Genomic DNA, 13,813 nt, shown 5'->3' on the forward strand with positions numbered 1-13,813 from the left:
CCGCCTCAGCGGATGCCCCACGACTCCTCGAACGTCGGGGCGTCGAGGTGGTGCAGGTGGTCGTGAACGTGCTGCAGCAGCCGCTCCGCCTCGGGGTCGGCGCCGGCGTCCATCCGCAGCGCCTCGCTGCCGTCGTCGCGCCGCCGGACCACGATGTCGCCGCGGCTCTGCAGGGGCGTCTCGCCGAGCAGGCCGCCGAGGACCGCGTAGAGGACGAAGCCCAGGCGGTAGCGCCACGAGCGGCGGACCGCGACGAGCTCGAGGGTGTAGACGTCAGCGGCCAGCACCGGCGTTCCCGAGGACATGGGCGGCAGCGTAGTGGGCGTGCCCGTCGCTCAGGCGTCTCGCGTCGGGTCGAGGACCGCAACGCCGAAGCGCGTGAACCCGCGGTCAGCCGTCACCATCGTCGCCCCCACCTCGAGGGCGATCGCGGCGAGATAGGCGTCGGGGACGTCGTTGCCACGGAGTCGGTGGGTCGAGACGAGGTCGGCGAAGATCGTCCAGTGCCGCGGACCGGGTCTCACGACGGACACCGCAGGTGAGCCGAGCAGCGCGTCGGCGAACTCGGTCGCGTGGGCGGGCGCGGACGGGGAGACGAAGACGCGGGGGTGGGTGACGACGCGGACCATCGACGCGAGGACCTGCTCGGCGACGCCGACTGCTTCGTGGCCACGGAGCGCGCCGTCCAGCCAGCGTCGCATGGCGCGGGCATGCGGGCTGTCGTCGTTGCGCTGGGCGCCGACGACGACGTTGACGTCAAGAAAGAGCATGGCGGTCGTCGTCGTGGAGGAGCGTCGCCATGACCTCGCGGTCGTACAGGTCCACGCCCGGCTGCAGTCCTCCCACGTAGCCGAAGTCAGGCAGGACGGTGGTCTCCTGCGTGGCGCCGTCCTCGGAGAGGTGGCGACGCAGAGCCTCCTCGAGCACGGACCCGATCGTGCGGTGCGAGCGGGCCGCCAGCTCCTTCGCCCGACCCAGCAGCTCGGCGTCGATGTTCACTGTCGTGCGCATGCTGCGCATCATAACATCACGCACCTGTCATCACAGTGCACACGTGCGGGCGCGACCACTGCATGACAACGCCCGCCCGCGCCACCGAGGGGGTGGCGGGGGCGGGCGCTGGTGACGCTGGGTGACGGCAGACGCCGTCGGGCGTCGTCAGGCGTCGTGAGGCCGGGGAGGTCAGGCGACCTCGACCTCGGTGACGACGTCGACGTTGCCCTTGGTGGCGTGGGTGTAGGGGCAGATCGAGTGGCCGACCTCGACCGCCTTCTCCGCGTCCTCCTGCGAGACGCCGCCGCCGAACTCGGCGATGAGCTTCACCGCCAGGCCGAAGCCGTTGTCCTCGCGCGGGCCGATGCCGACCTCGGCGGTGATGGCGACGTCCTGGAGCTCGATGCCGTGCTGCTTGGCGCCGGCCTTGAGCGCGCCGAGGAAGCACGCGGCGTAGCCCGTCGCGAAGAGCTGCTCCGGGTTGGTGCCGCCGCCCGCGCCGCCCATCTCCTTGGGCACGACGAGCTCGACGTCGATCTGGCCGTCCGAGGTGCGCGCGTGACCGTTGCGGCCGTCGCCGGTGGCCGTGGCAGAGGCGGTGTACGCGATCGAGGTGGGCATCGCGATCTCCTTCCGGGAGAGGTAGAGTGACTAGTACGTCTACATCAGGTTGACAGGTCCGGACCCCGGACACAAGCCCCGGTTCCCGGAAGGACGACCGCCATGACGGACACGGCGACGACGACGGCGCGACCGAGCGCCGTCCGGCGACGGATCCTCGACGCCGCGCGTCGCCGCTTCTACCGCGACGGCATCCGCACGGTGAGCGCCGACCGCCTCATCGCGGACGCCGAGGTCTCGAAGATGACGTTCTACCGGCACTTCCGCAGCAAGGACGACCTCGTCGTCGCCTACCTCAGCGAGGTCGTCGCGGAGGAGCGGGCGGCCCTGGCCGAGGCCCGCTGCGCCCACCCGGACGACCCGGCGGAGGTGCTGCGCACCTACGCCCGGCGGGTAGGGGCCCTGACCTGCACGGAGGGCTTCCGCGGGTGCGCGTTCCTCAACGCCGCGGCGGAGTACGCCGACGCGACCCACCCGGTGCGCACGGTCGTCGCGACCCACCGCACGTGGCTGCGGGAGGAGCTGTCCCGCATCCTCGTCGACCTGGGCGTCACGCCCTCCCGGGTCGAGGAGGCCGCGGTGCAGCTGCAGATGCTCCGCGACGGCGCCATGGTGGCCGGCACGCTCGACACGGAGCCGGCGCGCGTCGCCCAGCGGCTCGTCGACGCGGGCGAGTCCGTCCTGCGGGACGCGCTGCGGGACTGACCGGGCCCGACTACGCCCCCGGCCCCGTCCGCTTGAGCGACCGGTCGCGCCCGGCATCGTAGAGGTACGACTCCCCCGCGCCCGTCGCCGTCGGTCCCGCGAGGGCGCGGCCGACGAGGATCACGGCGGCCTGGCGCAGCCCCGCCGCCTCGACCGCGTCGGCGATGTCGCCGAGCGTGCCGGTGAGCACCTGCTCCCCCGGCTGCGAGGCGCGGTAGACCACCGCGACGGGGCAGTCCGCGCCGTACGACGCGCTCAGGTCCGCGGCGAGGGCGCGGGTGCGGGTCACCGCGAGGTGGAGCACGAGGGTGGCGCCGGTCGCGGCGAAGGCCTCCAGCCGTTCCCCCTCCGGCATGGCCGTCGAGCGCGCCTGGGTGCGGGTCAGCACGACGGACTGCGCGACGAGGGGCACCGTGAGCTCGCGGCCGACGCGGGCCGCGGCGGCGGCGTACGCCGGGACCCCGGGCGTCACGTCCCAGGCCACGCCCGCCGCGTCGAGGCGGCGGGTCTGCTCGAAGAGCGCGGAGTAGAGCGACGGGTCACCGGAGGTCAGGCGCACGACGTCGGCGCCGTCGCGGTCGGCGTCCACGAGGGCGGCGGTGATGGCGTCGAGGTCGAGGTCCTGGGTGTCGACGAGACGCGCCTCCGGCCGGCAGTGGCCGAGCACGGCGGTGTCGAGGTAGGTGCCCGGGTAGAGCACCACGTCGGCCGCCGCCAGCATCCGCACGGCACGGAGGGTGAGGAGGTCGGCAGCGCCGGGGCCGGCACCGACGAAGTGGACGGTCACGAGGACTCCTTCTGCCAGGCCCACTGGGTGACGGCACGGGCGGGGGTGAAACCGCTGAACGAGCCGATGGGGGTGGCGGTCTCGACGCTGGTGCGGGTCAGCTCGCCCCCACGCTCGCCGTACCAGCGCGCGAGGAGCGCCTCCGTCTCCACGGTCACCCCGTGGACGACGAGGCGACCGCCCGGCCGCAGCGCGGACGCGCAGGCCTCGAGCACGCCGGGCCGGGTCGCACCGCCGCCGACGAAGACCGCGTCCGGGGCCGGCAGGCCGACGAGCGCGTCGGGGGCACGACCGGTGACGACCTGGAGGTCCGGCACGCCGAGACGGCCGGCGTTGCGCCGCACGCGGCCGGCCCGGGTGGGGTCCGCCTCGACGGCGACCGTGCGACAGGTGGCGTGGGCCCGCATCCACTCGATGCCGACGCTGCCAGCACCGGCGCCGACGTCCCAGAGCAGGCCCCCGGGCGCGGGCGCCAGGCGAGCGAGCGCCGCGGCCCGCAGGTCGCGCTTGGTGAGCTGGCCGTCGTGCTCGAACGCGTCGTCGGGCAGGCCCGCGGACCAGCTCACGACGGAGCCTGCCCCGTCGGGCCAGGCCTCGACGGCGACGATGGTGAGGGCCGGGAAGGCAGGCGGCTCGTCGGCCCACACTGCCGCCGTGCCCTCCAGCCGCGACTCCTCGGCAGCCCCGAGGTCGCCCAGCACCGTCATCCGCGACGGGCCCCACCCGCCCATCGTCAGCAGCGCGGCGAGGTCGGCGGGCGTCGACGCGTCCGACGACAGCACCACGACGCGACGTCCGGGGGCCAGCTCGCGCAGGACACGCCGTACGTCGCGGGCGACGGCACTCACGACCACCGTGCTCTCGGCGGCCCAGCCGAGCCGGGCGTGCGCGAGCGCGACCGAGGAGACGGCGGGCTCGACGCGGACGGCGTCGGCCCCGAGCAGGTCGACGAGCGTCGTACCGATCCCGGAGACGAGCGGGTCGCCGGAGGCGAGCGCGACGACACGCCGTCCGGCGTGGTCCGCGAGGAGGTCCGGCAGCCCGGCACGCAGGGGGCGCGGCCAGGGCGTGCGGACCTGGGCGTCGACCGGTGGCACGAGCGCGAGGTGCCGCTCGCCGCCCAGCAGGACCTCCGCGGCGACGACGATCCGGCGCAGCCGCTCGGGCACCCCGGGCCAGCCGTCCGCCCCGATCCCGACGACGGTGACGACGGGGCGGGAGGCGTTCACGGTCCCGAAGGCTAGGCCAAGGAGAGGTTAGGGTCGCGAGCACCCACCGTCCACGACGACGCAACGGAGGCACTCGTGCCGGCTCTCGGACCACGCTCGCTCCGCATCCTGGGCACGGGCGCCGCGCTGCCGGCCGACGCGGTGACCAGCGCCCAGCTCGACGACCGCCTCGGCCTCGCGCCGGGCACGGTGGAGTCGACGACGGGCGTGCGGGTCCGGTACGTCGAGAAGGGCTCGGCCGCTGCCCTCGGCGCGCGCGCCGCCCGGCAGGCGCTGGCCGCCGCCGACCTGACGCTCGACGACGTCGACCTCGTGGTGGCGGCCAGCGGCACCCCCGACCAGCCGCTGCCCTACAACGCGGCGCTGCTCCACGAGGAGCTCGCCCCCGCACGGCCGCTCCCCTCCTTCGACGTCGGGGCCAGCTGCCTGAGCTTCCTGACGGCCGTCGACCTGGTCGCGACGCTCGTGGACGCCGGGCGCTACGAGCGCGTGCTCGTCGTCTCGAGCGACCTGGCCTCGGTCGGCCTCGACTTCAGCGACCTCGGCGCGTCGGGGATCTTCGGCGACGGCGCTGCGGCCGCCGTGCTCGGTCCGTCCGGCGACACCGGCTCGGCGGTGCTGGCCGCCGGGTTCGAGACCCACAGCTCGGGCGCGCACGCCTGCGAGATCAAGGGCGGCGGGTCCCGCTTCGCGCCCGACCGGGTGGCCGGCGAGGGCGACTACGCCGACTGGTGCCGCTTCCGCATGGACGGCGGCGCGGCGCTGCGCCTCGCCGTACGCCACCTGCCGCCGCTCGTCGAGCGGCTCACGGCCGCAGCCGGCGTGCCCGTCGCGGACACCGTCGTCGTGCCCCACCAGGCCAGCCACCTCGGCCTCGCGTGGCTGCGCCACGCCCTCGCGCTGGGCGACGACCAGCTGGTCGACGTCTACGCGGAGCACGGCAACCAGGTCGGCGCCTCCCTGCCGTTCGCCCTGCACACCGCGGTCGCGACGGGGCGGCTGCAGCGGGGCGACCACGCGCTGCTGCTGGGCACGGGCGCCGGGATCAGCATGGGCGGCGTGCTGCTGTGCTACTGACGGACCTGCTCGCCGACCAGCCGCGGGTCGAGCTGCACCTCCTGCGCGTCGGGCACTGCCGCCAGCTCGACGCGCTCGCGCACCGTGACGGGCAGCGGCGGATGATCGAGTTCCCGTCCTACGCGGCACTGGTCCGGCACCCGGATCGACCCGAGCGCGGCTGGACCCTCGTCGACACGGGCTACGCGTCGCACTTCCGCACCGCGACGGCGCGGCTCCCCGAGCGGCTGTACGGCGCGCTGCTGCCGGTCACGCTGCCGCCCGAGGAGGAGCTCCCCCGCCAGCTCGCCGCGCGCGGGATCGACCCCGGCGACGTCCGCCGGGTCGTGGTGACCCACTTCCACGGCGACCACGTCGCCGGGCTCCGCGACTACCCGGCCGCCCGCATCCACTGCGGGGCGGCGGGCTACCGGCAGGTGCGGTCGCTCTCGCGGTTGGCGGCGACGCGGCACGGCCTGCTGCCCGGGCTCCTGCCCGACGACGCGGACGACCGCGTCGTGACCGTCGAGTCGGCGACGCCGCTCGTGCTCGAGGGGGCCGCGACCCTGCGCGGCTGGGACCTCCTCGGTGACCGCAGCCTCGTCGCGGTCGACCTGCCCGGCCACATGCCGGGCCACGTCGGGGTGCTGCTGACGACCCAGGACGGCTCCCCGGTGCTGCTGGCGGGCGACGCCGCGTGGTCCATCCGTGCGGTGGTCGAGGACGTGCCGCCCTCCCGGCTCGCGGGCGCGGCGTTCGACGACTGGACCGCCGCCCTCGGCACCCTGGGCGACCTGCACCGCCTGCACCGCGCCCACGCCGACGCCGGGCTGCTGGTGCTCCCGGCGCACTGCGCGGACGGGTACGCCGCGTGGACGGCCCGCGTCGACCGGAGCGCCGGCTAGGTGGGCGCGTCGCCGACGACGCTCGCGGCCCTGGCGCGCGAGCGGTGGTGGCTGCCCCGTCACCACGACGCCGCCCGGGCCCGGGGCCTGGCGACCTTCCTGCGACGTGACCTGCCCCGGGCGTCGTTCTACCGGGCCTGGGCCGGTCGGCCCCTCGCCGAGCTGCCCGTCGTCACGAAGGCCGACGTGCTCGCCGACTTCGCGGCGTTCAACCGCCACGGGATCACCCTGGAGGCCGCGCTGGAGGTGGCCGAGGCCGCCGAGCGGTCGCGCGACTTCGCCCCGACCCTGCCGCACGACGTCACCGTGGGGCTGTCCTCGGGGACGTCGGGCACGCGGGGGGTCTTCCTCGTCTCCCCGGCCGAGCGGCAGCTGTGGGCGGGCATCCTCATGGGCCAGGTGCTCGCCCCGGCGTCGCTGCGCACGATCGCGCGTCGGCCGCTGCGGGTGGCGCTGTTCCTGCGGGCCGACTCGAACCTCTACCAGACGCTCGCCAGCCGGCGGGTCCACTTCTCCTGGCACGACCTGCGGGCGCCCCTGGAGGAGCACCTGCCCGCCCTGGTCGGCGTCGACGTGCTCGTGGCGCCGGCCAGCGTGCTGCGGGCGATCGCCGAGCGGACGGGCCCGACCGAGGGCGTCGCCCCACTGCAGGTCGTCTCCGTCGCCGAGACGCTCGACCCGGAGGACGAGGCCGTCGTGCGCGCGACCTTCGGGCGGCCGGTCGAGCAGATCTACCAGGCCACCGAGGGCCTGCTGGCCACGAGCTGCCGCGCCGGTCGGCTCCACCTCAACGAGGGTCACGTGCACGTCGAGCCGGAATGGCTCGACCACCGGTTGTTCCACCCGATCGTCACCGACTTCACCCGCACGACGCAGCTCGTGGTGCGGCACCGGCTCGACGACGTGCTCGTCGCCGCGCCCGGGCCGTGCCCGTGCGGCCGTCCGGGACGGACGATCAGCGAGGTGCTCGGCCGGGCGGACGACGTGCTGGTGCTGCGCGCGGCCGGGGACGACGGCGGGGCCGGGCCCCGCGCCGTACCGGTGTATCCCGACGTGCTGCGCCACGCGCTCGCCCTCGCCGGCGACCTCGGCGACCACCGGGTGGAGCAGCACGGACGGCAGTGGCGGGTGGCGCTGCGGCGACCGGAGCGGTTGCCGGCGGTGGTGGCCGAGGTGGGTCGGTTGGCGGAGCGGCTGGGGGGTCGGGTGCCGGAGGTCGTCGCGATGCCGTGGCCGGCCGAGGACCCGACGGCGAAGCGGCGACGGATCAGGCGCGTGAGCGAGGGAGACGGATGAGGATCGTGGTGACGGGGGCCTCGGGCTTCGTCGGCGGACGGCTGGTCGAGCGGGCCCGCGCGGCGGGGCACGACGTGGTCGGGATCGGCCGACGCCGGCTCGACGCGGAGGGCTACCTGAGCGTCGACCTGGGACGCGCGCACGGCGAGGAGCCCCCGCCCCTCCCCTGGCGCCCGGAGGCCGTGGTCCACTGCGCGGCGCGGGCCACGCCGTACGCCCGACGGCGGGAGTTCGAGGCCGACAACATCACCGCGACCCGCACCGTCGTCGACTGGTGCGCCCGGCGTTGGGGGCGGCCGCGGCTGGTGCACGTGTCGTCGAGCTCGGTTCTCTACCGCGACGGCGACCAGCTCGACCTCACCGAGGACGCGCCCGTCGGGCCGCCGTTCGCCAACGACTACGCCCGCACCAAGGCGGTGTCGGAGGAGGTCGTGGCGGAGTACGAGGGGTCGTGGGTCGTCGCCCGCCCCCGTGCCGTGTTCGGACCGGGCGACACGGTGCTGTTCCCCCGCATCCTGGCGGCGGCGAGGGCGGGGCGGCTGCCGCTGCTGACCGGCCGGGAGACGCCCGCGGTGGGCGACGTGGTCTACGTCGACAACCTCGCGGACTACCTCCTCGAGCTCGCCGAGCGCGACGACCTGGGCGGCGTCTACCACCTGACGAACGCCGAGCCGGTCGAGATGCAGGCCGTGCTCACCGAGGTCGTCGAGCGCCTCGGGCTGGAGCCACCGACCCGCCGCGTGAGCATCCGCTCCGCGATGCGCGCCGCCCGGGTGCTCGAGACGCTCTGGCGGGTGGCCCGGTTGCCCGGCGAGCCACCGATCACGCCGTACGGCGTCGGGGTGCTCACCTGGTCGAAGACGTTCGTGCCCGACAAGATGCTGCGCGACCTCGGCCCGCCGTCGGTGTCGGTGGCCGCGGGCATCGAGGAGTTCGTCGCGTGGCAGCGCGCGGAGTGGGAACGGGAGGGCGCGTGAGGGTCGGGACCGCGGCGGCGATCGGCTACCTGGCCCTCCAGGGCGGCAAGGCCGCGTGGGCGCTGCGCACGGCGCGGGCCGTTCCGGGCCCGCGGACGCCCGCGCCGACCGAGGCAGCCCGCGTCGTGGTGGCGCAGCCGATCCTCTCGGGCGACCCCGGGCTGGAGGACGCGCTGCGGGACAACCTGCTCGCGCTCGACGGCGTGCGGTTCGTGTGGCTGGTTGACGAGGACGACCCGGAGGGTCAGGCGGTCGCGGAGCGGCTGGCGGTGCAGGCGGCTCGGTCGGGTCCTGCGGGTGCACCGCGCATCGACGTGGTCGTGTGCCCGGTCACGCCCGAGGGCACCAACCCCAAGCTCACCAAGCTGCAGGTGGCGCTCGACGGGTGCGCCGACGACGACGTGCTCCTCGCCCTCGACGACGACACCCGGCTGCCGGCCGCGAGCCTCGGGGCGCTCCTCGACGGACTGGAGCGGGCCACGATCGCGACGGGGCTGCCGGGCTACCTGCGGGGCGCGACGCCGTGGGCGGCGCTCGTCGACCAGTTCGTCGACGCCAACGCCGCGACGACCTACCTCACGCTGCCGCCCGTCACCATCAACGGGATGACGTGGGCGATGCGCGCCGGCGAGCTGCGGTCGCTGGGTGGGTTCGCGCCCATCGCGCACGCGCTCACCGACGACCTGGCGCTGGCACGGCTGGTGCTGGGCAGCGGCGGCTCGATCTGCCAGACGGCGGCGCCGCAGTGGATCACCACCACGGTCGACGGTCCGCGCCACTACGTGGCGCTGATGCACCGGTGGATGCTCTTCGCCACGCTTCTGCTGCGTCGGCAGCCGCCGTCCACGGCCGCGGCGATCACGGTGCTCCACGGGCTGCACCCGACGCTGCTGGCGGTCGTCCTGGGCGACGCGGTGCGGCGGCGCCGGCCGTCCGCGGCGCTCGCGGTGCTGTCGGTGCGGGGGCTGCTGCTGCGGCGTCTCCAGCGGCGCATCCACGGACGGGTGCTCCACCGACCGGTCGCGTCCGTCGTGGCCGAGCTCGTGCAGCCGCTGCACCTCGTGCACGGCGCCGTGCGACCGACGATCCGCTGGCGCACGCGCACCTACCGGGTGCGTGCCGACGACGACTTCCGCGACGCATGAGCGCCTCGCTGCAGGTGCTGTTCTGCACGGGGCAGAGCGACCCCCGCAGCTGCGCGCTGTCCCCGGAGCAGCAGGCGTTCCTCGACGCGCTCGACCTCCCGGACGGGGTGGCGGTGCCGATGAACTTCCCGTACGACGCGGGCCTGGCGCCGCACCGCGCCGTACCGCTGTGGCTGGCGAGCCTGCGCCACCTGGTGCTGGCGGTGCGGATCCGGCTGCCGGGGTGGGCGTCGGCTCATCGGGCTCGGGTCGAGGCGCAGCTGCGACGGGCCGACCTGACGCTCGTGCTCGCGGGGAGCATCGGGCTCGACCTGCTGGGTCGGCTCGAGCTCCCCGCCGACGTGCTGGCGCGTGTCGTGGTCGTGGCCTACGGGCCCGTCGCCACGCGACCGCCGGCCTGCCGGACCGTGCGGGTGGCGAGCCGCCACGACTGGCTGGCCCGCTGGTGGGCCGCCGACGTGGAGGTGGAGGCGGGACACCTCGACTACCTCGCCGCGCCCGAGCTCCTGGCCGTGTGCCGGGAGGTGGTGGCGGGGCTGCTGCCGCGCTCGGGGGATGCGCGGTGAGCGCCCGGGTCGACCTGGTCGTGCCCCCCATGGCCGGTCACCTCCACCCGGTGCTGGGGATCGCGGCGCGGCTCGTGCGGGAGCAGGACCTCGAGGTGCGGGTGCTGAGCACGGCGGCGGCGCTGCCGGCGATCGCGGGGACGGGAGCCGACGCGGTCGAGCTCCTGGCCGGCGCGGACGACGTGGTCGCGGAGGTGGTCGACCCGCCGTACCGCGTCGGGAGCAACCCCCGCCTCCTCGTGCGGCAGCTCCGGGCGACGGCCGCGCTGCAGGTGCGGCTCGCGGAGGAGCTGCGGGAGGCGTGGCGCGGCGAGCGTCCCGACCTCGTGCTCGCCGACTTCACGATGGCCGCGGTCGGGCCCACCGCCGACGCCGTCGGGATCCCCTGGTGGACGACGCACCCTTCCCCCTGCGCGATCGAGGCGCGGAGCGGCCCGCCGTCGTACGTCGGCGGGTGGCGCCCCGGGCGGGGACCCCTGGGGCGTGCGCGGGACGCGGCCGGCCGGCGGTTCGTGCGGGGCTTCAAGAGCGTGGCGCCGCGGCTCGCCGGGGCGCGGCTCGACGACGTCGGGCTGTCGTCGCTGTACCGCGTGGACGGGTCGGAGGCCATCTACTCCGCCGAGCGGGTGCTGGCACTGGTGCCGGGGGCGATCGAGTACCCGCGGGCGCTCCCGGCCGCGGTGCGGTACGTGGGGCCGGTGCTGTACACGCCCTCGCCCTCCCGTCGTCCTCTCGTGCTGCGCCCTGGGTGCCGGCACGTGCTCGTGACGGCCGGGACGCACGTGGCGTGGCACCGGGAGGCGCTGGTCGGGGCTGCTTCCCGGGCGGCGGCGGTGCTGGCCGCGCGGGATGTGGAGCTGCACCTGAGCCTGGGGCGGGCGGGGGCCTCACTGCCTGCGGGCGTGTCTGTTCCCGACGGTCTGGCCGTCCACGACGTCGTCGACTACACCCGCGACCTGGGGCGCTTCGACGCCGTCGTCCACCACGGCGGCTCCGGCGTCCTCGGCCACACGCTCGCCGCCGGCCTGCCGTCGGTCGTGTGGCCGGTCGACTACGACCAGCCCGACCACGCGGCGCGCCTGGTCGACGCGGGCGTGGCGGTGCGGCTGGAGCACCCGGAGCGGCTGGCGGAGGCGGTGGTGCGGGTGCTGGAGGACCCGTCGTGCCGCGACGCCGCGGGGGCGGTCGCTCGCACCATCGCGGCCCGCCCCGCCCTCGAGACCATCACCGCCGCCGTACGCGCGCGGCTGGGGGTGTGAGCGCGTCGAGTTGGGTTGGACGGCGCGGCGTGGGCGTCGAGTTGGGTCGGACGGCGCGGCGTGGGCGTCGAGGTGGGTTGAACGGCGCGGCGGGGGGCGTCGAGGTGGGTTGAACGGCGCGGCGGGAGCGTCGAGTTGGGTTGTACGCCGTGGTGCGGGCGGGGACTCGTCGCTGCGTACGTGACAACTCGACGACAGCCGGTGCCGGTCATCCACAGATCACCACCAAGAGGTGGTCATCGCACACGTGTTCGACTAGAGTGGGGTCATGGATCGGGGGACCCAGCACACGGCGGCGACGGCGGCGACTGCGTTGATCGACGCGGTCCGCGAGCGCGCGACGGCGGCTCGTCTTGCGGAAGCGGCTGCGTTCGTCGCGGTGGGTGACTGGGCGGCTGCGCACACCTCTGAGGAGGTCGTGGGGGATCCGATCACGGTGCTGGGTGAGTGGCACGAGGAGTCCTACGCCGAGACCCTGGCCGGGGACCAGTTCCTCGAGCTGGGTGGGCCGGGGGCGCCGGTGGTGGCGGAGTTCTGCATCGGCGAGGTCGCCGCTGCTCGGGGGTGCTCGTTCGACGCCGCACGGCGACTGGTCGGCGACGCGATCGAGCTGCGCTACCGCCTCCCCCGGGTCCACGCCCGGATCGCCGCGGGCGAAGTCGACGTCTGGCGAGGACGCCGAATCGCCCAGACCACGCGCACGCTGACCTTCGAGGCGGCGGGGTTCGTGGACCGGCACGTCGCGTACGTCGCGCACAAGGCCACCGGCCCCGAGGTCGACCGGCTCGTGGCCGAGGCCGCGGCTCGGTTCGACCCCGAGACCACCGAGGCCGAGCGGGCCGAGGCCGACGGAGGACGCCACCTGACGATCGAGCTGGGCGACGTCGGCTACGCAGATCCGTTGACCGGGACCATCCGCGGCACGGTGGACGTCCACGGGACCCTCGACCTCGCCGACGCGCTCGACCTGGAACGCACGGTCGCGCACGTCGCGCGGCAACTGACCGAGCTGGGCTGCGACCAGGACCTCGACGTCCGCCGCTCCATCGCCCTCGGTGAGATCGCCCGGCGCTGCGACGGGGTGGCGACGTTGGAGTACGACGCGGACCAGCCGCCCACGCAGCCGCCCACGCCGACGCGGACACGGCGGGAGGTGGTGCTGTTCGTGCACCTCGACCAGGCCGCCATCACCGGCACCCTCAACGGATTCGGCCCCGGGATCGACGCCTGCACGGGCGCGACCGGCATCGACCTCGCCCGCCTCGACACCCCCGGCGCACCGCGAGGGGTCGTCACGGCCGAGCAGGTCCAGGCCTGGTGCGCCAGCCCCGACACCACCGTCACGATCAAGCCGGTCATCGACCTCAACCTCGACGACGCCGGGAACGGCTACAGCCCACCGGACCGGATCGCCGACCACGTCAGAGCCCGCTGGCCGAGATGCGTCTTCCCATACTGCACCCGCTCATCGAGAACCGCCGACCTCGACCACTGCCGCGCCTACGACGACAACGGCCCACCCGGCCAGACCTCGACGACCAACCTCTTCCCGCTCTGCCGACGCCACCACCGCATGAAGACCCACCGCGAGATGACCACCGGCAACAAGTGGACCTACCGCCCCACCCACCCAGACAACGGCGAACCACCCAGCGCACTCATCTGGACCAGCCCGACGGGCCTGCGCTACCTCGTCGACCGCGACGGCACCCGCGTCTGGCCACCAACAACGACCTAGCGCCACCCCGCCGCCACCGCACCAGCAAGCCGCCCGTCCCCATCCGTGGCCGGGCGGCGCAGCATGCCCCGACCCCGACCCCGATGAGCGCTCAGGCCTCCGGCGTCCGCCCCAGCAGCACGGGTACGACCTGGTGCTCCAGCAAAGGCGCCAGCGGCAGGTCGTCGGGCAGGTCCTCGGGGTCCACCCACCGCACCTCGGCGATCTCGGCGCACGCGACGGGCTCGCCCAGGGCGCGGGCGGTGAACACGGTCGACTCCAGCGTCGCCCCGGGCTCGTTGGCGGCGGCGCCGTGGAACTCCCCGAGCAGCTCGACGTCGGCCAGCTCGACGCCGACCTCCTCGCGGATCTCCCGGATGGCGGCGTCGCGCGCGGTCTCCCCCGGCTCGAGCTTGCCGCCGGGGAGCATGAACCGCGCCGTACCCTCCTTGCGCACGCTCAACAGCCGCCCCCGGTCGTCGCGGAGGCAGACGGCGGCGACGACGAAGTGGAGCGGCTGGGCGGGCACGACCGGCAGGCTAGCGCGTGGGGGCGAA

At 75.3% G+C, this 13,813-nt stretch carries 16 protein-coding genes; 9 read left to right on the plus strand and 7 right to left on the minus strand.

Translation table 11 applies throughout. The features are described from left to right. Positions 1–5: 5 nt before the first annotated feature. The 4 genes from QE405_RS10105 to QE405_RS10120 form a co-directional block, all read right to left on the minus strand. Positions 6–305 carry a hypothetical protein gene (locus tag QE405_RS10105; protein ID WP_307200293.1) on the minus strand — a complete coding sequence of 100 codons (300 nt, stop codon included), beginning with the start codon at positions 303–305 and terminating at the stop codon, positions 6–8. Positions 306–335: 30 nt separating this feature from the next. Then, entirely contained in the window at positions 336–770 is a 435-nt protein-coding gene (locus QE405_RS10110) for a TA system VapC family ribonuclease toxin (RefSeq protein WP_307200295.1), read from the minus strand. Then, positions 757–1,011, minus strand: a complete 255-nt coding sequence (locus tag QE405_RS10115; RefSeq protein WP_307200297.1) for a ribbon-helix-helix domain-containing protein — start codon at positions 1,009–1,011, stop codon at positions 757–759. Before QE405_RS10115 ends, QE405_RS10110 begins: the two co-directional genes overlap by 14 nt. A 171-nt stretch (positions 1,012–1,182) precedes the next feature. Then, positions 1,183–1,614, minus strand: coding sequence for an organic hydroperoxide resistance protein (locus QE405_RS10120; protein ID WP_307200299.1), 432 nt, complete (start codon positions 1,612–1,614; stop codon positions 1,183–1,185). A gap of 102 nt (positions 1,615–1,716) precedes the next feature. Here QE405_RS10120 and QE405_RS10125 point away from each other — a divergent pair, with 102 nt between their 5' ends. Beyond that, positions 1,717–2,319, plus strand: a complete 603-nt coding sequence (locus tag QE405_RS10125) for a TetR/AcrR family transcriptional regulator (protein WP_307200301.1) — start codon at positions 1,717–1,719, stop codon at positions 2,317–2,319. Between the two features lie 10 nt (positions 2,320–2,329). Here QE405_RS10125 and QE405_RS10130 read toward each other — a convergent pair whose 3' ends face one another. Next, a complete protein-coding gene (locus QE405_RS10130) occupies positions 2,330–3,106 on the minus strand; it encodes a cobalt-precorrin-4/precorrin-4 C(11)-methyltransferase (RefSeq protein ID WP_307200303.1) in 777 nt (258 codons plus the stop codon). Then, complete coding sequence (gene cbiE, locus QE405_RS10135) at positions 3,103–4,335, minus strand: precorrin-6y C5,15-methyltransferase (decarboxylating) subunit CbiE (RefSeq protein WP_307200305.1); 1,233 nt, start codon at positions 4,333–4,335, stop codon at positions 3,103–3,105. The genes QE405_RS10130 and cbiE overlap by 4 nt, the downstream gene beginning before the upstream one ends. A gap of 75 nt (positions 4,336–4,410) precedes the next feature. On the opposite strand from cbiE, the gene QE405_RS10140 reads away from it, so the two are divergent. The 8 genes from QE405_RS10140 to QE405_RS10175 all read left to right on the plus strand — a co-directional run bounded on the left by QE405_RS10140 (position 4,411) and on the right by QE405_RS10175 (position 13,277). After that, the gene (locus QE405_RS10140) at positions 4,411–5,412 is read left to right on the plus strand and encodes a 3-oxoacyl-[acyl-carrier-protein] synthase III C-terminal domain-containing protein (protein ID WP_307200307.1); all 1,002 of its coding nucleotides are present in this window, start codon (positions 4,411–4,413) and stop codon (positions 5,410–5,412) included. Beyond that, positions 5,403–6,296: an MBL fold metallo-hydrolase gene (locus tag QE405_RS10145; protein ID WP_307200308.1), complete on the plus strand. Its 894-nt coding sequence runs from the start codon at positions 5,403–5,405 to the stop codon at positions 6,294–6,296. The genes QE405_RS10140 and QE405_RS10145 overlap by 10 nt, the downstream gene beginning before the upstream one ends. Continuing rightward, on the plus strand, positions 6,297–7,592 hold the full coding sequence (locus tag QE405_RS10150) for a F390 synthetase-related protein (protein ID WP_307200310.1): 1,296 nt from the start codon (positions 6,297–6,299) through the stop codon (positions 7,590–7,592). Next, complete coding sequence (locus tag QE405_RS10155) at positions 7,589–8,569, plus strand: NAD-dependent epimerase/dehydratase family protein (protein ID WP_307200312.1); 981 nt, start codon at positions 7,589–7,591, stop codon at positions 8,567–8,569. Before QE405_RS10150 ends, QE405_RS10155 begins: the two co-directional genes overlap by 4 nt. Further along, positions 8,566–9,714, plus strand: a complete 1,149-nt coding sequence (locus QE405_RS10160) for a glycosyltransferase (protein WP_307200314.1) — start codon at positions 8,566–8,568, stop codon at positions 9,712–9,714. Before QE405_RS10155 ends, QE405_RS10160 begins: the two co-directional genes overlap by 4 nt. Then, positions 9,711–10,280 (plus strand): hypothetical protein, encoded by a 570-nt coding sequence (locus QE405_RS10165; RefSeq protein ID WP_307200316.1) that lies wholly within the window; start codon positions 9,711–9,713, stop codon positions 10,278–10,280. Before QE405_RS10160 ends, QE405_RS10165 begins: the two co-directional genes overlap by 4 nt. Then, the gene (locus QE405_RS10170) at positions 10,277–11,539 is read left to right on the plus strand and encodes a glycosyltransferase (RefSeq protein ID WP_307200318.1); all 1,263 of its coding nucleotides are present in this window, start codon (positions 10,277–10,279) and stop codon (positions 11,537–11,539) included. The genes QE405_RS10165 and QE405_RS10170 overlap by 4 nt, the downstream gene beginning before the upstream one ends. A gap of 268 nt (positions 11,540–11,807) precedes the next feature. Next, positions 11,808–13,277 (plus strand): HNH endonuclease signature motif containing protein, encoded by a 1,470-nt coding sequence (locus tag QE405_RS10175; protein WP_307200320.1) that lies wholly within the window; start codon positions 11,808–11,810, stop codon positions 13,275–13,277. Between the two features lie 91 nt (positions 13,278–13,368). Here QE405_RS10175 and QE405_RS10180 read toward each other — a convergent pair whose 3' ends face one another. After that, positions 13,369–13,785 (minus strand): NUDIX hydrolase, encoded by a 417-nt coding sequence (locus QE405_RS10180; protein WP_307200322.1) that lies wholly within the window; start codon positions 13,783–13,785, stop codon positions 13,369–13,371. Positions 13,786–13,813: the final 28 nt, after the last annotated feature.

Source organism: Nocardioides zeae (assembly GCF_030818655.1).
Taxonomy (GTDB): Bacteria; Actinomycetota; Actinomycetes; order Propionibacteriales; family Nocardioidaceae; genus Nocardioides; species Nocardioides zeae_A.